General features: G+C 42.6%; 20 protein-coding genes. 8 read left to right on the forward strand and 12 right to left on the reverse strand.

The window, feature by feature from the left end:
* Position 1: 1 nt before the first annotated feature.
* The 12 genes from nuoK to ACSLUK_RS13325 all read right to left on the reverse strand — a co-directional run bounded on the left by nuoK (position 2) and on the right by ACSLUK_RS13325 (position 13474).
* Positions 2-310 (reverse strand): NADH-quinone oxidoreductase subunit NuoK, encoded by a 309-nt coding sequence (gene nuoK, locus ACSLUK_RS13270; protein WP_448549149.1) that lies wholly within the window; start codon positions 308-310, stop codon positions 2-4.
* The gene (nuoJ, locus tag ACSLUK_RS13275) at positions 310-834 is read right to left on the reverse strand and encodes an NADH-quinone oxidoreductase subunit J (RefSeq protein ID WP_448549150.1); all 525 of its coding nucleotides are present in this window, start codon (positions 832-834) and stop codon (positions 310-312) included. The genes nuoK and nuoJ overlap by 1 nt, the downstream gene beginning before the upstream one ends.
* An 89-nt stretch (positions 835-923) precedes the next feature.
* Complete coding sequence (gene nuoI, locus ACSLUK_RS13280) at positions 924-1439, reverse strand: NADH-quinone oxidoreductase subunit NuoI (protein ID WP_448549151.1); 516 nt, start codon at positions 1437-1439, stop codon at positions 924-926.
* Positions 1436-2404 carry an NADH-quinone oxidoreductase subunit NuoH gene (gene nuoH / locus ACSLUK_RS13285; RefSeq protein ID WP_448549152.1) on the reverse strand — a complete coding sequence of 323 codons (969 nt, stop codon included), beginning with the start codon at positions 2402-2404 and terminating at the stop codon, positions 1436-1438. The genes nuoI and nuoH overlap by 4 nt, the downstream gene beginning before the upstream one ends.
* Positions 2394-5237, reverse strand: a complete 2844-nt coding sequence (nuoG, locus tag ACSLUK_RS13290) for an NADH-quinone oxidoreductase subunit NuoG (RefSeq protein ID WP_448549153.1) — start codon at positions 5235-5237, stop codon at positions 2394-2396. Before nuoG ends, nuoH begins: the two co-directional genes overlap by 11 nt.
* On the reverse strand, positions 5227-6582 hold the full coding sequence (gene nuoF, locus ACSLUK_RS13295; RefSeq protein ID WP_448549154.1) for an NADH-quinone oxidoreductase subunit NuoF: 1356 nt from the start codon (positions 6580-6582) through the stop codon (positions 5227-5229). The genes nuoG and nuoF overlap by 11 nt, the downstream gene beginning before the upstream one ends.
* Position 6583: 1 nt before the next feature.
* Positions 6584-7108, reverse strand: a complete 525-nt coding sequence (nuoE, locus tag ACSLUK_RS13300) for an NADH-quinone oxidoreductase subunit NuoE (RefSeq protein ID WP_448549155.1) — start codon at positions 7106-7108, stop codon at positions 6584-6586.
* 2 nt (positions 7109-7110) lie between these two features.
* Positions 7111-8892: an NADH-quinone oxidoreductase subunit C/D gene (nuoC, locus tag ACSLUK_RS13305; protein ID WP_448549156.1), complete on the reverse strand. Its 1782-nt coding sequence runs from the start codon at positions 8890-8892 to the stop codon at positions 7111-7113.
* Positions 8892-9530: a NuoB/complex I 20 kDa subunit family protein gene (locus ACSLUK_RS13310; RefSeq protein ID WP_448549157.1), complete on the reverse strand. Its 639-nt coding sequence runs from the start codon at positions 9528-9530 to the stop codon at positions 8892-8894. Before ACSLUK_RS13310 ends, nuoC begins: the two co-directional genes overlap by 1 nt.
* Positions 9530-9967: an NADH-quinone oxidoreductase subunit A gene (locus ACSLUK_RS13315; RefSeq protein ID WP_448549158.1), complete on the reverse strand. Its 438-nt coding sequence runs from the start codon at positions 9965-9967 to the stop codon at positions 9530-9532. The genes ACSLUK_RS13310 and ACSLUK_RS13315 overlap by 1 nt, the downstream gene beginning before the upstream one ends.
* Before the next feature lie 508 nt (positions 9968-10475).
* Positions 10476-12863, reverse strand: a complete 2388-nt coding sequence (locus ACSLUK_RS13320) for an AAA family ATPase (protein ID WP_448549159.1) — start codon at positions 12861-12863, stop codon at positions 10476-10478.
* Between the two features lie 128 nt (positions 12864-12991).
* Positions 12992-13474: a zinc ribbon-containing protein gene (locus ACSLUK_RS13325; protein ID WP_448549160.1), complete on the reverse strand. Its 483-nt coding sequence runs from the start codon at positions 13472-13474 to the stop codon at positions 12992-12994.
* A gap of 229 nt (positions 13475-13703) precedes the next feature.
* Here ACSLUK_RS13325 and leuS point away from each other — a divergent pair, with 229 nt between their 5' ends.
* The 8 genes from leuS to rodA all read left to right on the forward strand — a co-directional run bounded on the left by leuS (position 13704) and on the right by rodA (position 22581).
* Complete coding sequence (gene leuS / locus ACSLUK_RS13330) at positions 13704-16283, forward strand: leucine--tRNA ligase (RefSeq protein WP_448549161.1); 2580 nt, start codon at positions 13704-13706, stop codon at positions 16281-16283.
* Positions 16284-16306: 23 nt separating this feature from the next.
* Entirely contained in the window at positions 16307-16825 is a 519-nt protein-coding gene (locus ACSLUK_RS13335; protein ID WP_448549162.1) for an LPS-assembly lipoprotein LptE, read from the forward strand.
* Between the two features lie 70 nt (positions 16826-16895).
* Entirely contained in the window at positions 16896-17942 is a 1047-nt protein-coding gene (gene holA, locus ACSLUK_RS13340; protein WP_448549163.1) for a DNA polymerase III subunit delta, read from the forward strand.
* Positions 17926-18606: a nicotinate-nucleotide adenylyltransferase gene (gene nadD / locus ACSLUK_RS13345; RefSeq protein ID WP_448549164.1), complete on the forward strand. Its 681-nt coding sequence runs from the start codon at positions 17926-17928 to the stop codon at positions 18604-18606. Before holA ends, nadD begins: the two co-directional genes overlap by 17 nt.
* A 107-nt stretch (positions 18607-18713) precedes the next feature.
* On the forward strand, positions 18714-19031 hold the full coding sequence (gene rsfS / locus ACSLUK_RS13350; protein WP_448549165.1) for a ribosome silencing factor: 318 nt from the start codon (positions 18714-18716) through the stop codon (positions 19029-19031).
* Positions 19032-19040: 9 nt separating this feature from the next.
* Positions 19041-19511 (forward strand): 23S rRNA (pseudouridine(1915)-N(3))-methyltransferase RlmH, encoded by a 471-nt coding sequence (rlmH, locus tag ACSLUK_RS13355; protein WP_448549166.1) that lies wholly within the window; start codon positions 19041-19043, stop codon positions 19509-19511.
* 2 nt (positions 19512-19513) lie between these two features.
* Positions 19514-21466, forward strand: coding sequence for a penicillin-binding protein 2 (gene mrdA / locus ACSLUK_RS13360; protein ID WP_448549167.1), 1953 nt, complete (start codon positions 19514-19516; stop codon positions 21464-21466).
* A gap of 62 nt (positions 21467-21528) precedes the next feature.
* A complete protein-coding gene (gene rodA / locus ACSLUK_RS13365) occupies positions 21529-22581 on the forward strand; it encodes a rod shape-determining protein RodA (RefSeq protein ID WP_448549208.1) in 1053 nt (350 codons plus the stop codon).
* Positions 22582-22583: the final 2 nt, after the last annotated feature.

The raw sequence follows: 22583 nt of genomic DNA on the forward strand, positions 1-22583 counted from the left end.
ATCACTCCTTCAACTCAGAAAGCTTATCAATATTGAGATCTTGCCAGCGCTGTTGCATTCGAATGAGTAACGCCAAACCAACAGCAACTTCCGCAGCGGCTAAGGTAAGAATGAGAATAAACATAATTTGACCGTCGGCCTGTTGCCACACATTGCCCGCACCGATAAATACGATACCAACTGCATTCAACATTATTTCCAAGCACATCAACATGAAAAGTGTGTTTTTTCGTACAACAACACCTACGAAACCAATCACAAATAGTAAACAAGCAAATATGATCACATGACTGAGCGGCACTATTTCCATTAGCGTCCACCTCCTGCAAATGACTTAGCGAAATGGTATCCAGCCACTAAACCTGCAAGCAACAGGAATGAAGCAAGCTCGACTGCCAATAAATATGGTCCATATAACATGGCTCCAACTTCTTTTGACGCGATAGTTGTTGCAGTAGCAGATAAACTCGACGCTTCTAAGGTAATAACGTAAACCATTTCTACAAATAGCACCATCACCAACAATGATGGCATCAACCAATATCGTGCCTGTCCAGTCTTAGGCGCGATCCTAGTTTCATCCTCTCTTAATCCAAACATCATGATGGCAAAAACAAAAAGCACGAGAATTGCCCCCGCATAAACTATTACTTCAAGACCCGCAGCAAACGGTGCTCCAAGTAGATAAAAACAAACGGCAACAGCTAGTAGCGACACCACTAGGTAAAGCAACGCATGAACAGTATTATTCAGCAATACCACACGTAAGCTGGCATACACTGCGACAAAAGCGGCCAAATAAAACAATGTGCTTAATGATAATAATGCCTGCATTTATTCATCACCTCGTAATCGACTATTCATATAAATTGGTATTGCTTCGCCTTTATGTCGGCTTAAATGATTGATCATTATTCACCTTGCTATGGCATTAGCCCTTTAACATCTACGGGTTTTTCTTCTTGCTCGGCCTCTCCTTTACCCTTGCCCTCTATCGCGACACCGGATTGACGATAAAAGTTATAGTCATGATATTTTCCTGGGCCATTTATTAATAAATGTTCTTTTTCATAAACTAAGTTCTTGCGTTCGTATTCAGCAAGTTCTACGTCAGGGGTTAGTTGAATGGCATACGTAGGACACGCTTCTTCACACAAGCCACACAAGATGCAACGAGAAAAATTGATGCGGAAAAACTCCGCTCTTTTTCGGCCGTCATTGTCAACGGTTTGTTGCAATGCAATGCAGTCCACAGGACATGCAACTGCACACAAATTACAGGCAACACAACGCTCTTCTCCATCAGGATCTCGCGTCAGTACAATACGACCGCGGTATCGAGGCGCTAAATAAGGCTTTTTATCGGGGTATTCCACCGTGTCGGCCTTGGTAAAAGTATGCTTTAGCACTAACCACATCGTTCTTAGTTGGCTAATCATCTTGAAAGCTCCCATAATGCGGTAACGATTAAATTGAGTAGAGATAAAGGCAGCATAACCAGCCAACCAAATTGCATAAGTTGGTCAAAGCGAGGTCGCGGTAATGACGTTCGAAGTAAAATAAAAAAAACAATCAACAGCGCCACCTTCAGAATAAACCAAGCAACCGGTGGCAATAGCCAGGCAATTGACGATGGCATTAGCCAGCCCCCAAAAAACAACACAACGGTCATCGCTGAAATCAATGTGACTCCGAGGTACTCACCTAAGAAAAATAACGCAAATTTTAAACCTGAATATTCTGTATGAAAGCCAGCCGTTAATTCTGTTTCAGCTTCTGGTAAGTCAAATGGTAAACGATGACTTTCGGCAATGCCTGCAATAAGAAAGATAAATACAGCAACAAACTGACTTTGAACAAACCAGCCCGTTGATTGCGCAAGCACAATTTCTCTCAAATTAAATGTGCCAGTAAGTAAGACAACCCCCATTACTGACAACCCCATGAATACTTCGTAGCTTATCGTCTGCGCAGCAGCACGCATTCCCCCCAACAACGCATATTTTGAATTTGAAGACCAACCAGCCAGTACTACGGAATAAACCGCAAGAGATGTCATGGCAAAGAAAAAAAGCAGCCCTATGTTGAGGTTAGATATGCCAATTTCGGGAGAGAATGGGATGACTGTGAAGCTCATTAACACACACAGTGCACCTATTATTGGCGCAAGAACAAATACCTTTTTGTCACTAAAGTCTGGCACCCAATCTTCTTTTGCCAGAATTTTCAGCAAATCCGCAAATGATTGAAGAATACCAAATGGCCCTACGCGATTTGGGCCTAATCTATCTTGCCAAATTCCAATCAGCCGCCGTTCTACCCACACTAGCATTGCCGCCATAGGAATAAGCAGCAAGATAATGACGAGTATTTCCAATAGTTTCCATAAAGCATCAGGCGTCATGTTGACCTTCCTGTGTCATGTATATTGGTATGAATTGATCATCGTTTTTGAGTTTTACCAGTAACTCTTGTTGCTGTGATTTCAAGCGCGTGATGTGCTCTGTTACCTGAGTTTGAAATACCTCTTGTTCTTCAATAGAAAGTGGAAAAAGGCTGTCTATGTTGTACCAAGTATCAGGTGCCAACCATTCTATTTGACTACAACTATGCCCATTCGGTAACCGTTTGTCAGCGCACACTTGCGCCGGAACAGCAATCAAATCTTTTTCATCATGCGTTTTCACGTTGAGCATCATCCATTGTCCGTGCTCCCATTGCTGCTGTTGAAACTCCTGTTGAGAAACATAAAGCACGAAACTTCCCGCTCTAATTGCCAAATCGATCGTCTTACTCGACTGAAGTTCCATACGTTGCCATTGCGGCATGTTATACAATCTCTTTTGTTCACTTGTTGCATCAAGTGTTTGTGTGCTTGGGATTACCGCCTCACCATGATGGCTAAAATCTAACCTATCACATGATGCCATTGCTTTAGTTCGAACAAGGTTTGCAGATTGATTGGCATTCCAACCGGGGGACCAATCAAAAGGTGAAAGGTGAGAAAGTAATTGCTTGTCTCCTTCCATTGAAGGATGAAATACATTCGCTCCGCATTGCGTTTGCGGCTCGTGTACATTGATATTTGCCTGCTTCGCTGTGCGACCACTCACACGATGCGTTTCTTGCGCGACTGCATTCGTTACCGTATCTATTTCCTGAACAAACGGCCAACCTTTGATTGAAGTTTTGGCGATTTGGTGCAACGACTTCAATGACTCTGGCGTGCCCTTTGTAGGACAACTACCACAATATTCAGCAAGTGCAGTTAACCAATACCAACTAGAATTTACGTTATTCTGTGGACTAACCGCTGCGTAGAATCGCTGTAGATCGCCACGATAATTGGCAAAATGCCCATCATATTCAGATACTGGCGACACCGGCAAAACGATATCAGCAAGCTCAGTTATTTGCGTAGGTAGATGTTCTAATACGATCAATTGACGATTATTGTGCTTAAGCTTGTTTAAGTCATTCTCAGATAACGAATCCAAGGCATTTTCCAATACAATAACCCCTTCGTAGTTATCAGCGTCTAACTGCTGTTCTATGGCTTGACTCTCATCATCAAGCAAATGCATTAATCCAACATCGTTTGTGTTTGGTGCAAGAACAATTTGATGAGCCTTTGAATCTGGCGTATTAGTGTTGATAAATGCACTGGCCGCACTATACATCTTGTTGAAAGACTGCAAGTTCCCAGCATTGCCTATCGACCAGCCACTGATAAACACAGGTCTTTTGGCCTGTAAAAAAGATACCAGTAATTCAGATAAATACTCATTCTCGCTGTCAGATAGGTCATGGCTAACCACGTATTTAGGCGCTCGCGACTGTTCTTTAAGTAACGATTCAAAATGAGCGATAACGAGCGGAATTCTATCAGGTGATACAATTAAACTGGCTTTACTGTCTTCATCTAGTTTAGTTGGTGCAAATTGAAGAGAATAAAGTGGCTTTTTGCGTTGTTGCCCTATAACGCGCACAGCCCCATCTTGCCAAGACGGCACATTGAGCTCGTCTGCCAACCGGGTTTCTTCATCGCGCAGTGCTTGCCTGACAGACAATGCCAACCTAGGGTGAGATTGTTGAATGTCCTGTCCAACAATAAATACCCAATCAGCATTTTCCACTTCGCGTAGCGTCGGAATATTTCCTTGCGACATCGCTTTTCGATGAATATGTGCTAATGCAAGTTGCTCGCTAGTCCAACCGGAATTAAAGTGTTCTTTGCCGACAATTTCTTGAAGTAAAATATTAGATTCAACACAAGCTCTACCAGAGCCAATCCCCAACCACTTTTTGTTTCGAAAATGGCTAAATACTTTCGCAAACGTTAACGTACTAATGGGGCGCTGATAGTAAGTTTTATCTACCCGAATTGTAGTTATGCGCGTTTTGTTATTAACAAATTGCAAGCCATAACGCCCGCGATCACAGAGAAAATAACCGTTTAATTGTTCGTTGTATCGATTAATCACACGACGAACAATGCCGTATCGTTCGCCAATAGTCGTATTACACCCAATACTACAAAACCCACATACTGAAGGTGAAGATTTCAGATCCCATTTACGCGCATAGTGAGCCGAAAATGGCTTATTCGTAAACACCCCTGTTGGGCACACTTCAACGAGATTGCCACTAAACTCACTTTCTAATGTTCCTTCCTGCTGTCGACCAAAATATACTTGGTTTTTTGAACCGTAGCAGCCAAAGTCTGTGCCGCCAGCATAGTCCTGATAAAATCGGACGCACCGATAACAAGTAATGCAGCGATTCATTTCATGACCAACTAATTCGCCCAAGTACTGATTTGTAAACGTTCGCTTTTTACCACTGTATTGCCGCAAAGTGTGCCCAGTCATTACCGTCATATCTTGTAAGTGACATTCACCGCCTTCTGCACAAACAGGACAGTCGTGAGGATGATTAGTCATCATGGCGGCAATGATTTGCTCGCGAAATTCAACCGATGACGGATCATCAATGGTCACACGCAAACCATCAGACACTGGCGTTGTGCATGCCATAGCAATACGACCCGTTTGATCATTTTCATCTTGATAAATCGTCACCGCACATTGGCGACAAGCGCCAACCGAGCCCATGGCTGGATGCCAGCAAAAATATGGAAGATTCAGATGATTTGCCAGTACGCCAGCAAGCAAGTTATTACCCGCATCAACTTGATACGCTTGATTATTGATAAACACTGTAACTTTATTGCCCATAACTAAGCTCCGCATGGTAAGGACAACACTTCTTATCAATGTGTGCCTGAAAATCATCAGCGAAATACTTCAACGCGCTACGCAATGGCTCTACTGCACCGGGCGCCAAAGCGCAATGTGTTTTGCCTATCCACATGAAGTCGCATAGTGATAGCAGCTGGTCGATATCTTCAAGACATCCCTTTCCATGCTCAATTTTACTTAATAATTGCACTGCCCAAGGCGTGCCATCGCGACAAGGCGTGCACCAACCACAAGATTCTTGCGCAAAAAATTCCAGTAAATTCAACACCATAGCCACAGGGCAATGTTTGCTATCTAGAACGATTAAGCCACCAGTACCTAAACGGCTCCCAGCTTTGGCAATCGAATCGTAATCCATGGGGACGTCAAGGTGTTCTGGCAAAAGGAAATCTGTAGAAGCACCACCAGGTAGTAGCCCTTTAAATTGCGTACCTGAAGGAACACCACCGGCATAATCATTCAATAACTGGCCAACCGTTATGCCCATGGGTAATTCCCATAATCCCGGTGATTGCACATTGCCACAAGCACCATATATCTTGGTACCTGCATCGCTATCAGGTGATAACCCCTGATACCAATCACTGCCATGGCGAAATATGCCAACCAAGTTACACAAGGTTTCAACATTATTAACAATCGTCGGTTGACCAAATAGTCCTGCAACTTGAGGAAATGGGGGCTTGGCTCTGGGATTCGCTCGCTTACCTTCCAATGCATTTATCAACGCGGTTTCTTCGCCGCAAATATATCGGCCCGCGCTGGTGTGCAAGTGTAGCTCAAAGGCAAAGCCACTTCCCTTGATGTTCGCGCCTAACCAGCCATTGACAATGGCTTCAGTAATAGCTTGTTGCAATCGCTTTGCTGCCAGATGATATTCACCGCGCAGAAATATAAAGCCTTTATCTGCACCAATTGCAAATGCGGCAATAATCATTGACTCAATCAACAGGTGCGGCGCGCCTTCAAGTATCCATCGATCTTTAAATGTGCCCGGCTCCATCTCATCAGCATTGCACACTAAATATCTGTGCCCTAAGGCACCTTTTGATCCACTTTTAGATTTAGTCTTAGTACTTTTTTCCGGTTTACTAGGTACGAAACTCCACTTTAATCCGGTAGGGAATCCAGCCCCACCTCGCCCTTTTAACCCTGATTGTTTAACTAATTCTAAAGCTTGCTCTGCCGTATGTTCTTTCAGCGCATTATGGGCACCCGAATACCCTCCAGCTTCATGATACGAGGCAAAGCTTAATGGACTTTCGCGATCTGCGAGGTAGGTTAATGGCTTTGTTTGGGCATTCGCTAAGTTGATACTCATGCTACGCCCCCTTCGTTGTTGCGCGTAATGACTCAAGCACATCAATTACGCTATTTGGCGATAAGTGCTCATAATGGTGTTCACCAATCATCATGACTGGCGCCTTATCACAACCACCAAGACAAGCATTGGATAACAAAGTGAACATTCCGTCTGGTGTAGTTTCACCATATTTAATACCAAGATGTGACTGAATTGCCGACAGTACTGCCTGATAATCATTCAGATGACAGGACACACTATTACATAAATGGATTACATATTTGCCCACTGGCTGGCGATAAATTAGGTTGTAAAAGGTAGCGACGCCGTCCAATTCAGCGGTCGACATACTGAGATACTGGGCAATTGCAGCTAAGCTTTCATCACTTATCCATCCTCGGCTCGCCTGCACGATTTTCAATGCTTCAATACCTGCAGCTGTACGGGATTCAAGCACGCTAATTTCGTGATCAATCTGTGCTCTTTCTGAATCACAAAGATAGGAGTGAGCATTTGGTGCTATTGTTCGAATCACTTGCATCATATTTATCGGTCCACATCAGCCATCACATAATCGATACTGCCAAGAGTCGCAATAAGGTCAGCCACCATTTGGCCTTTACTGATCACGGGTAACATTTGTAAATGCGCGAAACTTGGTGTGCGAATGCGCGTACGGTAACTCGTAGTACTGCCGTCGCTAACTAAGTGATAAGCCATTTCTCCCTTGGTCGCCTCTACGCTTATCGATACTTCACCTTTTGGAATTACCGGCCCCCAAGAGACATTGAGAAAATGCGGGATAAGCGTATCAATATCGGTCATTGTTCGTAATTTGTTGGGTGGTGTCGTTTGAGGGTGTTCGGCTTTGTAATCACCTTCTGGCATATTGTTTAGGCATTGTTCAATAATGCGAATGCTTTGGCGCATTTCCTCAATCCGTACCCGACACCTGTCGTAACAATCTCCTCTATTACCGGTAGGCACTTCGAAGTCGAACTGATCATAGCCACTGTATGGTCTTTGTTTACGCAAATCCCACGAATAACCCGTTGCACGTAGTCCTGGACCTGTCACGCCCCATTGTATGGCCTGCTCTGTTGTATAGCTGCCAACGCCCTGAGTACGCTTTTTCAAAATGCTATTTTGCATAACCATTTTTTCATACTCATCCAATCGCTTGGGGAGATAATTGACATAGTCACGCACTAGCGTATCCCAACCGTCAGGCAAATCTTGGGCAATACCGCCAATACGGAACCAGCTAGGATGCATGCGGGCTCCGGTGAAGGCCTCGATGATGCCAAACAACTTTTCGCGATCAACAAACATATAAAATATCGGCGACAAAGCTCCTACGTCTTGCGCGAATGTGCCGTAGAATAATAAATGACTTAATATTCGAAACATTTCTGACGTCATGATGCGAATCACTTTCGCTCTATCTGGTACAGTTATCCCTGCAAGTCTTTCAACAGCCATCACATAAGGGAAGTTATTCATCACGCCGCCAAGATAATCAATACGGTCGGTATATGGGATATAACTATGCCACGACTGTCGTTCTCCCATCTTTTCCGCGCCTCTATGGTGATAACCAATATCGGGCACACAATCGACAATCTCTTCCCCGTCCATTTGTAATACAATGCGAAATGCGCCATGTACACTCGGGTGGTTTGGACCAAGGTTAAGAAACATGAAATCATTATTCTTGCCCTGACGCTTCATTCCCCATTGCTCGGGATCAAACTTTAGGGCTTCCTGCTCAATGCGCTGCTGCTCTTCTGACAATGTAAAAGAAGGTAACTCGGTAGCACGTGCAGGGTGTGTTTTTAGAAGCGGGTGCCCTTGCCAGGTGGGTGGCATTAAAATTCTCGTAAGGTGTGGATGACCAACAAACGTCACGCCAAACATGTCCCAAATTTCACGTTCATACCAATTAGCATTGGGCCATATGTCCGACACACTGATTAAGACATTGCATTCGTCTACAGCAACTTTAATGCGTAAATCCTGATTTCTATCAAATGAACGTAAGTGATAACTCACCGTAATATGTGTGCTTTGTGCACATGGCGTGCGCTTTTCGCTTTCATCTATCGCGGTTAAATCGAAGCACATGGTAAACGGCTGTGCCACATCAAACCTGAGGATACGCATCAATTGACTGAGTTGTTGCTTATCAACCCAATAAGTTTCAATGGCATCGAAAATGTGACTTTGCTCAGCTTCTAAGCTTAGCGAGTGGCAAAGTGCATGAACCTCTTCCTTGACGGTGTGTTGAGCATCTGGCGACCAGTCATTTGACCGTTTCAAATCTATCATTAGACACTATCCGGCGAATCAAGAAAGGTAGTTTCAATGCGATGAGAATGTTTAATATCGCGAAGTGAAGGCTTATGCACCGTTTTGACTCCTTGTTCTCCTACTACCCAGCTTAAAGGTCGTGGTTGATGAGCGATGGCGCTTTGTAAGAGCAACAGCCCTTCAAGCAAAGCTTCTGGCCTGGGTGGACAACCTGGTACATAAACGTCAACTGGAATAAACTTATCTACCCCTTGAACGACGCTGTAGATGTCATACATACCGCCAGAATTGGCGCAAGAGCCCATAGAAATTATCCATTTAGGTTCTAAGAGTTGATCATATAAGTGTTGAATCACTGGTGCCATTTTTCTAAAACAGGTACCTGAAATTACCATTAAATCAGCCTGACGAGGTGTAGCACGAATAACTTCAGCACCAAAACGCGCTATGTCGTGTCTAGAAGTAAAACCTGTTGCCATTTCTACGTAGCAGCAACTTAAACCAAAATTGAACGGCCAGATAGAATGTTTCTGTCCCCAACGGATCATATCGTCGAGCTTGGCGACAAATAAGTGACGCTGTAGATCTTTTTCTACCGATTTTTCTGATGCTGAAAATGCTTCATCTAGCGATGCTTTAGTAAGAGACCATTCCATTAGTTGCCCTCCTGTTTGCTCGCAGGGGTGAAACTATCTTGAGTTTGCATCTGATGTGCATGTCTTCTGGTTAATTGCAGTGCCCCCACTCGCCACAAATACCAAAGAGCAGCCAACAAGATGAAAATGAAAATGCTCGCTTCAATAAAACCCGGCCAACCCACTTCTTTAAAAGCAATAACCCATGCAAATAAGAAAATAACTTCCAAATCAAAAATAACGAAAAAGATTGCGTAAAGAAAAAAGTGACTACCAAAGCGCGTTTTATTGTCATCAACACTAATGACACCTGATTCGTATGGTATATGACGTCGTACATGTTGGCGGCGACCACCAAGAAAATGCGACAGTAATAGCATGCCACCTAGCATAGTGACTAAAATCAGAAAAAATGCGGCAATAGGCCAAACATCAGCAAGTAATTGCGTGCTGTCCATCAGCTCCCCCAATGAACTTCGCACGACACTATTGTACAAAGTTCAATCAAATTTATTCTTTGATATTAAGCATATGCCAAGATATTTATTTTGCAAAAAAAGCCTATTTTTCAAGCATTTCTTTTTTATTGGGACGAAGTAAACTAACGTTCAAGCTATGCTTGAACGGGCTTAATAGGTGGCAAGTAGCGTCATTTCGGTGAAAGCAGCAGAATATCCCGATGACACATATGTCAGAACGTTAGCGTAGTCTTATTGTTATTTTACGCACTCCTTTAATTTGAATCTTGTGATCACTCGAAGAAAGATCAAGAAAATCAGTTCACTTTGATCAGTATAGAAAACAATTTAAATTTTTCGAGAATAGATAGAAATTAAATAACTTGAATTGAATAACTTGAATTAAAAAAGTTGAATTAAACAAAAAGGGTAATAACACCAAACTTGTTATTACCCTTTTTGTTGCGATTCGCAGGTAAAGAAGCTGTAACGCTTCCAGAACCCGACGTTATTCTTCGTTACCTTCCAGTAAGGCCGACAGGCTCGCTAGTTTGTTCATGACAATACCGTGAATAGACTTTCTCGGGTAACGACCCGTACTGCTAACCTTACCTGCATCAATTCCCATTAGTATTTCGAATGCCTGATCAACATTTTCTACAGCGAAAATATTAAAATTACCTTGCTCTACGGCTTCGATAACTTCGCTTGATAACATCAAATTAATAACATTGGTTTTCGGTATGATTACACCCTGTTTCCCTGTAAGGCCAGTGTCTTTACACAAACGATAGAAGCCTTCAATTTTTTCATTAACACCACCAATTGATTGTACTTCACCATGTTGGTTCATAGAGCCAGTTATCGCGATGCCTTGATCAATAGGTAACTGTGATATTGCGGAAATAAGTGCGCAAAGCTCAGCCATTGAAGCACTGTCACCATCTATATGACCATATGATTGCTCAATGGCAATATTAGCAGACATAGACACTACGAGGTCTTGACCATACTTAAGTCCAATATAGCCTGACAGTAACAAAACCCCTTTCGAGTGAATGGGTTTGCCTAAATCCACTTCCCGTTCAATATCGGTAATGCCGTTGCTGCCAGCATAAACGGTCGCAGTAATACGCGCTGGCGTACCAAAAACGCTGTCGCCAATTTCCAGCACAGTCAGACCGTTGACCTTGCCAACTTGTTTGCCTTCAGTGCTGATCAACAACTGCTCTTCCTTGATCTCGCTTAACCACGCTTCACTTATGCGTCCAGTTCTGCGCTGCTTTGCTGCCAATGCACCAAGTACAAATTCAGCCGCTAACTCGCCTTCTGCCCCCGCTTTCTTCCACAAATAAAACGCTTCATCAAGCAAGTCATTTACTTGAACAATATTGGCAGAAATCTTATGTTGGTGTTCCGCTCTTCGTAATCCATACCGCACCAGCTCTAAAATCGCTTCGGCCGATACTTTTGGATAATCATAACGATAAGCACGTTGTCTGATTATCTGTGCATATTCGGCAAGATTGGTATCATTAAATTCCAAATGACGATCGAAATCAGCAAGCACTCGAAACAGTTCAGTAAATTCTTGATCATAATCTTGTAGCATATAGTAAATATCTGAACCACCAAGCAAAATAACCTTCACCTTAAAAGGTATCTTCTCTGGCTGCAGTGTATGCGCGCTAGGCTGCGTAAATTCTGAATACGGATTTTCAATGGTAAGCTCTTGTGTTTTAAGCGCTAACTTTAGTTTTGCCCAAACAGCTGGTTGGCTCAGTAACTTTTCAGCATCTAGTAATAAATATCCACCGTTGGATTTATGCAACGCCCCAGGACGAATCAAACGATAACTTGTGTAAGTACCTCCTTGGAAAGATGCATAATCCACATGGCCAAAAAGATTCTGATACGTTGGGTTTTGTTCATACACAACGGGAGCGCCAGCTTCAGGATCTCTAGCAACCAATAAATTAGGCAGAAAACGTTCTACCATCAACTTACGGGCATCTTTATCATTAAGCTGTTCTTGACCTTCTTCCACTAAAATTTCTAGTACAGCATCAACAATATGTTCTTTTACTTTAGATAAGTACTTCAGTACCCCTAAATTACTCGAAAACTCATGCTCTAATTCTTTGATAAATGGGCGAATACTGTCTTCCGCTGTACGGTATCGTAGTTTTCGTAACTTATCAGACGAGCGTCGCTTCCATTGAGGAAGTTCAATAAGCTGTTCTGCCAATAAATCTTCCAACTTAGCCAATACATCAAAAAATGCATTGCGCTTGTCATCATCTAAATTGGCAAGTTCATTATCGCTTAGTGGTTTGCCATCAATAATTGGCGAAAAGCCGACTTCTCCACCCTCTTCAAACAACACAACATTATTCTTCAATGCGGTCTCTTCAACTATAGTTAACGCATTGTCATACAGTTGATTGAATTCACGATCGATCGCGGCTTTTTTGCGCTGATAACCTGGGTTGTCGAATATTTCAGGAAACAAATCCATAAGCTCATCAATAAAGGTATTGATGCGTGCTAGCAATTGCTTGCCATCACCTGGGCTTACATATAGCTTAAAAGGCGCGTGAAAATCGTCAAAATTATTGATGTAACACCACTCTGGTGGCGTGGTTTGCTGTACAGCACTTGCTGCTAACATTTGTTTGACCAGTGTTTGTCGACCCGTGCCGTGCTCACCCATAGCGAACACGTTAAACCCCGGCGCCTCCATTGATAACCCAAACTCTAGCGCTTCTTTCGCTCTATGATGACCGATAAAAACTCGTTGTTCACCTTCATCATATTTTTGTTCAAACAAGCCAACAGCCAATTCTGCTGTTAATTTTTCAACAGGTAATTTGAGCGTTTTTAAAGCTTCTGTCATAGAGTATCTCGCTGTTTGTGCTTAAAAAACCAGCACTTATTATCAATAATCAGGAATGTTGCCGACAGTGTACTCTGTCAAAACGTGATTTGGCAAAAGCAGATTGAATTTAATTACACCAAGCTGCGTTAAGGCTGTAATGGATTACGTTTAAAATGCCTGTGGCCACATTCGAGACACGGCAAAACCTCAGACAAATGGCTGATCAAGATAGAATGACCACACCCACGACAAGTAAGCTGGCCAAAACCTATCATATCACCCACTTGGTAATCGCCCTCTTGTTCGAAATCTTCGCAAAGTTCCGCCCATTCAACTTGTGATTTATCAGTAATGTTGGCAAGCACAGACCAAAATGACTCTTTCATTAGCCCTAAATAAATAGAATGCTTAGCTTCCTCTTGATTCTGTTCATAAAACTCTTTCAAATCGTAAGCGAAATTGTCAATAAATTGCTTCACTTTCTCTTCTGGTAAGGACTCTGCCGCCAGTAGCAGTTTTTTGGCATATTCGACAATTTCAACAATACGCGTGCCTTCATGTTCTTCTATGTCATGCAGCCATTGGGTGAGATCTTTATAAAAGCGTTCAAAAACAGACGGTTTTGGCATTTCGTTCCCCGAGATTTCAAATGACTTCTCTCTATTGGGTATAGTACAAAAAGCGCCAATTTGCTTAGCTCCATGGCACTTCGGTCAAAAATAATAAAATAACCTTTATAACCCTTGTCGGTAACCGCGTAGTTAATGTATTCTATGCCGATTAATTTAGACCATTTGATACGAGTTCTTTCGATAATCCATCGCGCTTAGTATCACACCAATATTTGAGAAGTCTTTAATGGAATCCATTTATAATCCTCAGTCGATTGAAGCTGAAGTACAATCATTTTGGCAAGAAAACCAAACATTTAAAGCTATTGAAAAGCCAGGGGAAGACAAGTTCTACTGTCTAGCAATGTTTCCTTACCCAAGTGGCCGCCTCCATATGGGGCATGTACGTAACTACAGTTTAGGGGATGTGATTTCTCGCTACCAACGCATGCAAGGAAAGAATGTTATGCAACCTATGGGTTGGGATGCATTTGGTTTGCCTGCTGAAAATGCCGCGATTAAAAATAATTCAGCACCGGCTAAATGGACTTACCAAAATATTGAATACATGCGTGAGCAATTAAAGTCATTAGGTTTTGGCTATGACTGGGATCGCGAACTCGCAACATGTAAAAAAGATTACTATCGCTGGGAACAATGGTTCTTCACGAAGCTTTATGAAAAAGGTTTGGTTTATAAGAAAAATGCCACGGTTAACTGGGATCCAGTCGATCAAACTGTACTAGCTAACGAGCAAGTTATTGATGGCCGCGGTTGGCGTTCAGGTGCGATAGTTGAACGTAAAGAAATTCCACAATGGTTTATTAAGATTACCGACTACGCTGAAGAACTGCTAAACGACTTAGACCAATTAGAAGATTGGCCTGAGCAAGTAAAAGCAATGCAGCGTAACTGGATTGGTCGTTCAGAAGGCGTGGAAATGACCTTCCAAGTGGCTGACTCAAGTGAAAGTTTTGATATTTACACCACACGTCCTGATACCTTAATGGGCGTTACCTATGTGGCATTAGCGGCACAACATCCGTTAGCACTAGAGGCTGCTAAAAATAATGCTGAGCTTGCAGCTTTCATTGAAGAATGTAAGACGCAAAAAACAACTGAAGCAGACATGGCCACCATCGAAAAGAAAGGTGTTGATACAGGCTTAAAAGCTGTTCACCCTATTACAGGTCGTTTGGTACCAGTATGGGCTGCTAACTTCGTATTGATGGATTATGGTTCAGGTGCCGTAATGTCAGTACCAGGTCATGACCAGCGTGATTGGGAATTTGCGACTAAATACGGTTTACCGATTGAACAAGTGATTGAAGGTGCTGCTGACGAAGACATTACCAAAGCCGCTATCACCGAAAAAGGTACACTGATTAATTCGGGAGAGTTCGATGGTTTGGCATTCAATGATGCCTTCAAAGCTATTTCAGACAAGTTAATCGCTGAAAACAAAGGTAAAGTTACCGTAAACTATCGTTTAAGAGACTGGGGCGTTTCACGTCAACGATACTGGGGTACGCCAATTCCAATGATTAATTTGGCTAATGGTGAATCGGTACCAGTACCTGAAGATCAACTTCCTGTTGAATTACCAGAAGATGTGGTCATGAATGGTGTAACTTCGCCAATCAAGGACGACCCTAAATGGGCAGAAACGACCTTTAACGGTGAACAAGCATTTAGAGAAACTGATACGTTCGATACGTTCATGGAATCATCTTGGTATTACGCAAGATACTGTTCGCCAAATGACGACACACAAATGTTAGATCCAGAAAAAGCTAACTACTGGTTACCTGTTGACCAGTACATAGGCGGCATCGAACATGCGATTTTACATTTATTGTACTCTCGCTTTTTCCATAAACTGTTACGTGATGTTGGCTTAGTAGAAAGTGATGAGCCGTTTAAACGCCTATTATGTCAAGGCATGGTATTGGCTGATACCTATTACCGTGAGGCTGACAACGGTGGTCAAGAGTGGATTTCTCCAACAGACGTTGAAGTAGAACGTGATGAAAAAGGTGGTGTTGTTTCTGCAGTAAGCAAAATCGACGGCGAACCAGTAATCTCGGCAGGCATGAGCAAAATGTCTAAGTCGAAAAACAATGGAATCGATCCCCAACAAGTTATTGAACAATATGGAGCAGACACAGTCCGCTTATTTATCATGTTCACGTCACCACCTGAGCAAACACTAGAGTGGTCAGATTCAGGTGTTGAAGGTGCACACCGCTTCCTTAAGCGTGTATGGAAGCTTGCCTATGACTTCCAGGAAAGTGGGGATACTGCTGCTCTTGCTGACATCAGCCTAAATAGCGCGCAAAAAACACTACGTAGAGAGCTACACAAAACGATTAAAAAAGTAACCGATGATATTGGACGTCGAAATACTTTTAACACAGCAATCGCTTCAATCATGGAATTGATGAATCATTTAACCAAAGCAAGCATGGAAACGGTTGAAGATCGCACGGTAATGCAAGAAGCTATTCAGGCAGTTACTTTGATGCTTACGCCAATCGTACCGCATTTAAGTCATAAGCTTTGGTCAATGATTGGTGATGGTACGCCAGTTGAAGATGCCTCATGGCCGACGGTAGACAACTCAGCATTAGTTGAAGATGAGAAACTCATTATCGTTCAAGTGAATGGCAAGGTTCGTGGTAAAATTACTGTCGCTGCAGATGCGAGCCAAGAGCTTGTTGAACAAACGGGTATGGCGGACGAAAACGTGGTTAAATTCGTTGACGGAAAAACAGTGCGCAAGGTTATCTACGTACCTGGTAAGCTACTGAATATCGTCGCCAACTGATAGGCCAAAACAGGAAATAATAGATGCAACGAAATCGCCGTTTTGCCTTTAATAAGCACAGCATTTTGCTGTGCCTATTAACGTTTAGCCTATTAACACTTAGTAGTTGCGGATTTCATTTACGGGGCGATTACCTCATCGCCCCTGAATTGCAAACACTTTCTATTCGTTCAACTGACAGATTTGGTGAACTAACACGTGTTGTTAAACGCCATTTAATTCAGCATAACATTAAGATCGTTGAAAATTCGCAAGAAGACATTGCTCAACTTGTTATTCTCAAAGACACCCTTGATAGAAGAACCTTGTCTGTATTTCCAAACGGCCAAGTGGCTGAATATGAATTAACGTATACCGTACACTACCAGATCAAAGTGAAAGACAAGCAACCGCAATCCTTCAAATTTGAAGTCAACCGTGACTACCAAGACGACCCTGATGCAGCATTGGCTAAAAGCCGAGAACTTTCGTTAATGTTACGAGAAATGAGGCAAGAAGCAGCTGATCGCATCTTGCGGAATATGGCGAGCATCGAAGTTTAATAACTGCTAAGCAATTAATGAACGTACTAAAAATTTAATCAACGCATTAGACCAAAGGTTGTCAGGCCATATGAAAATTTATCACAATCAATTAGCCAACACCTTACAGCAGAAGCAGCTGCCCGTATGGTTAATTTTTGGTGACGAACCATGGCAAAAAAACAACGCTGTTGCCCAAATCAAGCAACACTACGGTCAGCAGGGATTTTCTGATGTTCAACGATTTACGATTGATGATAAATTTGACTGGGAATTGCTATTAGGTGAATTTCAAGCGCTTAGCTTGTTTGCGAACCTACGTATTTTTGAACTTGATTTCATTCAATCTAAGCTCAATGAGCGAGGACAAAAAGCTTTATTGTCGCTCGCTGAACAGCTTAATGATGACACTATAGTAATTTGCTTCGGTGATAAGCTAGACGCAAATGTAGCTAAGAAAAAGTGGTTCAAAACGCTTGAAAGCAAGGGCTGCTATGTACCTGTTTACAATATAGAAGGCAAGCATCTACACCAATGGGCCGCTCAACATTGCCGCACACTGGGCTTGAACTTAGACGCAGCGGCCAGCCAATTGATAATCGACTTCTGTGAAGGTAATTTGCTTGCACTTAGTCAAGAGCTTGAAAAATTAGCCATTCTTTTTGGCACAACGCCGGTTCAAGTTGCTGATATAGACGCATTACTGATTAATCAGTCAAAATTTAATCCGTTCCAGCTAATTGATGAAGTACTTTCCGGTAACGTTAAGAAATGTTTAACGATTATTGAACAATTACAACAAGATGGCTCTGCTATCGGTCAGCTAATTTGGTTCATTCACAAAGAGCTAAACGTGTTGCTAGCATTAAAAAGCGCTGTCGCACAAGGAACACCATTAAACGAAGCGTATAGTCAGCATCGTATTTGGGATAAAAAAAAACCAGCATATAACCATGCGTTAAAAAACATTTCAGACAAAAATCTTGGGTTAGCACAGGCAAGGCTTGCGGAAGTTGATCTACTGTCAAAAAGCTCAGGAGAATTTGATCCATTTATTCCACTATTCGACGTTATTGTCACATTGTTTCATGGTGAAAAAACCAATGAGCTTAAGCTAGACTATGACAGGCAACGCTAGTATTACGCCCCAAAAAGAAGCTCAAGAATACCACTTAGGTATTTTAGGTGGCACCTTTGACCCTATTCATAACGGTCATATAGAGCCAGCACTAAGCGTTGCTCAAGAGCTTTCATTAGATGAGGTATTAGTTTTACCCGCTCATATACCACCGCATAAAGATTCAACACACGCTAGTCCTACGCAACGATTAGAGATGGTCAAACGCGCTTGTCAGTCACATCCAATTTTCACGCCCGATCAAAGAGAACTAAACCGAACATCAATTTCTTATAGTGTGGATACGTTAAAAGAAGTGAAAAATGAATATCCACACGCAACACTTTATTTTCTGATGGGAATGGACTCACTACTCAGCTTTACCAAATGGCACAAGTGGCAAGAGATACTTAATTTATGCCATTTAGTTGTCTCTACTCGGCCAGGTTACGATTCAACATTGGCCACATTAGCATCTCCTCAACTTATACAAAACGCTATAACGATATCAGCTGAGGAACTTAAATCCGCTAAAATAGGCAAGATTTTGCTTTTAACTAATAAAGTCATTGATATTTCATCTACTGAAATTCGGGACGCAATCGCGCGTAACATAGACATATCTTCATATATTTCCAGCGATGTAATGGAATATATTGAAAAGCAACGACTATACCGAGCATAACAACGGAAATTTCGACTCATTCATACATTTTTACAGACGAGAGAGTTAACGAATACGCCATTTGGTGATATTATTTCACTATTATTTACAAGCTATGAGAGATTACATTGAAAGCTGATGCTTTAACCGCTTTTGTCATTGAAAAGATTGAAGATATGAAAGGTCGTGACATTGTCACACTCAACATTGCCGAGAAATCAAATTTTGCCGACGTAATGGTCGTCGCATCTGGCAATTCTAACCGTCATGTAAAGTCCATTGCCCAATCCGTTTCATTAGAGTGCCGCAAAGAAGGTGTTGAGCCATTAGGTATTGAAGGTAACGATGTTGGCGAATGGTCATTGGTTGATTTAGGCGATGTTGTTGTGCATGTCATGACCGATGAAATTCGAGATCGCTACGCTTTAGAACAACTTTGGGAGTAATCCTCAAGTATGCGCCTCACCCTTTACGCCGTTGGTAATAAAATGCCCGCTTGGGTTACGCAAGGTTTTCTCGAATATAGCCGCAGATTTCCTCGAGATATGTCGTTTCATTTAGTCGAAATACCTCCAGGAAAACGTGGTAAAAATGCAGACATAACACGTATTCTTGAAAAAGAAGGTGAGCAATTGCTAGCTGCTATCCCTAAAGGGCATCGCATTGTCACGCTAGAAGTTGAAGGTAAGCCTTGGACAACACCACAGTTGGCTAACCAACTTGAACGTTGGCAACATGATGGCCGAGACGTCGCTTTGCTAGTAGGCGGCCCTGAAGGCTTAGCACCAGCCTGCATTAAAGCATCAGAGCAGAAATGGTCTTTATCACCATTAACCTTACCTCACCCTATGGTAAGAGTACTCGTTGCAGAGAGCCTTTATCGGGCTTGGAGTATCAATAATAATCACCCATATCACCGAGAGTAATCATGGCAGCTAAACGCGTCGCAATTAGAAATCACTCAGCAGAAGCGAACTTATTTGCTCGTCGTAGCTTTATTGCACTACTCGGTGTTGTTGTGATGTTGATCATTTTATTTAGTAACGTTTATGAATTAGAAGTCAACTCATACGAAAAGTATCAAACGCGATCCAACTCAAACCGCATCAAGCTACTCCCCGTAGCGCCAAATCGTGGTTTAATATATGACCGCAATGGCGTGTTATTAGCCGAAAATGAGCCCATCTACAGCTTAGAAATTATTCCAGAACAAGTAAAAGACTTAGAGAAGACGGTTCGTGAAGTCGCTGAATTATTGGAAATCAGCCAAGAAAAGCAAGATAAACTATTCAAGTCGTTGCGATCTAAACGACGTTTCAAACCTATTGAGCTGCATTCTAGACTTAGCGATCAACAAGTCGCATTATTTTCTGTCAACCAACACAAATTCCCAGGGGTATTTATTGATGCCCGCCTAAAGCGTTCTTATCCGTTTGCTGATCTAACTACGCACAGTTTAGGTTATGTGGGTCGTATCAACCGTCGTGATTCGATAAAACTCGAAGAGCAAGGGTTAAGTGACAATTATGCAGCCACCCGCAATATCGGTAAATTTGGATTAGAAAAATACTATGAAAAAGAGCTTCACGGCACAATTGGTCATCAAGAAGTTGAGATCAACAACCAAGGGCGCATTATTCGCACCTTAGACTATACGCCACCCGTCCCAGGTAAAGATCTTACCTTGACCTTAGATATAGAATTGCAAATGATTGCCAAGCGGGCTTTGTCAGGTAAGCGCGGTGCAATCGTTGCCATTGATCCTCGGGACGGTGGCATTCTCGCCATGTATTCAAATCCAAGCTACGATGGCAATTTATTCGTTCATGGCATCAGTACAAAAGACTACAGCAAGCTACTTAACTCCAAAGACAAACCCCTCATCAACCGTACGGTTCAAGGCTACCCGCCTGCCTCGACAGTTAAACCGTTTCTGGCGTTACTCGGCTTAGAAGAAGAAATTATCACCCCCGAAACTGAAGTTTGGGATCCGGGTTGGTACCAGTTAAAAGGCGTGAATAATAGGCGACGTGACTGGAAAAAATGGGGTCACGGAAAAGTGAACTTAACTAAATCACTAGAGCAATCGTGCAACGTATATTACTACGACTTGTCATACAAGCTAGGTATTACAAAAATAGCGCGTATGATGGAAAAGTTTGGTTTTGGTGATTACACAGGAGTTGACCTACATGAAGAAAATCGCGCGGTAATGCCAAGTGTAGAATGGAAACGTGCTCGCTATAACCAATCATGGTATACAGGAGAAACGCTGTCAGTAGGTATTGGCCAAAGTTTCTGGACAGTAACACCGCTACAATTGGCGCAAGCAGTTTCTATACTTGTAAATAAAGGTGAGATCAAAGTTCCTCACTTATTAAGAGCCAGCCATCAAACTATTGTCAAAGATGGCACAAATGAAGTAATTGAATTCCCTCAACAGTTTGACGAAAAACGTCCGATAGTGTTGAAAAATGCACAGCATTGGGATGTCGTACTTGATGCCATGCATAATACAGTGCAGAAGCTGGGCGCTACTGGATACAATGCCTTTAAAGGCAGTAAATATGACGCAGCGGGTAAGACAGGCTCCGCTCAAACCGCAAGCATTGGTCAAGATGAAGAATATAACGCTGAAGAAGTAGCCGAAAATCAGCGGGACAATGCAATGTTTATCGCATTTGCTCCCTATGAGAAGCCCGAAATAGTCGTTGCTGTCGCAATAGAAAATGTCGGCGGCGGTGCAACCAATGCAGCCCCTGTCGCGAGACAAATGATGGATCAGTACTTTGGTGACCGTGTTATTGTCAGTAAAACCAAGCACTTTCACCATGCAAATACATACGGTGAGAAGCATTTAACCAACGCAGGGAGTCATTAGTGCGTTCAGTAGGAACCGACCAAGCACGCGTGCGTACCATTTGGCAAAAACTGCATATTGATATGCCGTTATTATTCTGTTTACTCTGCCTAATGACCTTAGGATTATTCGTTGTCTACAGCGCTGGTGGACAGGATATGGCGATCGTATATCGTCAGCTAATTCGAATTGGCGTCGCAATGACAGCGATGTTTATTATTGCTCAAATTCCTCCTATGTTTTGGCGAAAATGGGCCGTGCCAATGTTTTTAGCTGGACTCGCAATGCTAGTCGCCGTACTGTTTTTTGGTCAAATGGGCGGTGGTGCCAAACGCTGGCTGAATATAGGTATAACCAGTTTTCAGCCGTCAGAAATAATGAAGATTGTCGTGCCAATTACCATTGCTTGGTACATTAGCCAAGACAATTTACCCGCAAAGGTCGAAAATATTGTAATCGCGTTTATTCTGGTTCTGGTTCCGACATTACTCATCGCTAAGCAACCAGATTTAGGCACATCAATTCTTATTGCTAGCTCAGGTATTTTTGTTATTTTCTTGGCAGGGGCAAGTTGGAAACTTATCATGGCCTGCGTTGGGTTGGCCTCGGCGTTTACGCCAATTCTATGGATGTTTTTGATGAAGCCCTATCAAAAGCAACGGGTGTTGACCTTTTTAAACCCTGAACAGGATCCTCTAGGTTCAGGCTATCATATTATTCAATCCAAAATTGCGATTGGTTCTGGTGGCATTCACGGTAAAGGCTGGCTTCAGGGGACACAGTCACAGCTGGAATTTTTACCCGAAAGACATACTGACTTCATATTTGCAGTATTTAGCGAAGAATTTGGCCTTATTGGGGTCGCGGCATTGCTGCTTGTATATCTGGCCGTTGTATTGAGGGGGCTATGGATCGCAGCAAATGCTCAACAAGCTTTTACTAAACTTTTAGCTGGTAGTTTAACGTTAACCTTTTTTGTCTATGTATTTGTCAACATAGGCATGGTATCGGGACTCTTACCTGTGGTCGGTGTACCACTTCCACTTGTAAGTTATGGTGGTACTTCAATGGTGACATTGATGGCTGGATTTGGCATTCTAATGGCCATTAGTACTCACAGACGATTCAATGCCTAAGA

This window comes from Thalassotalea fusca (assembly GCF_053485835.1).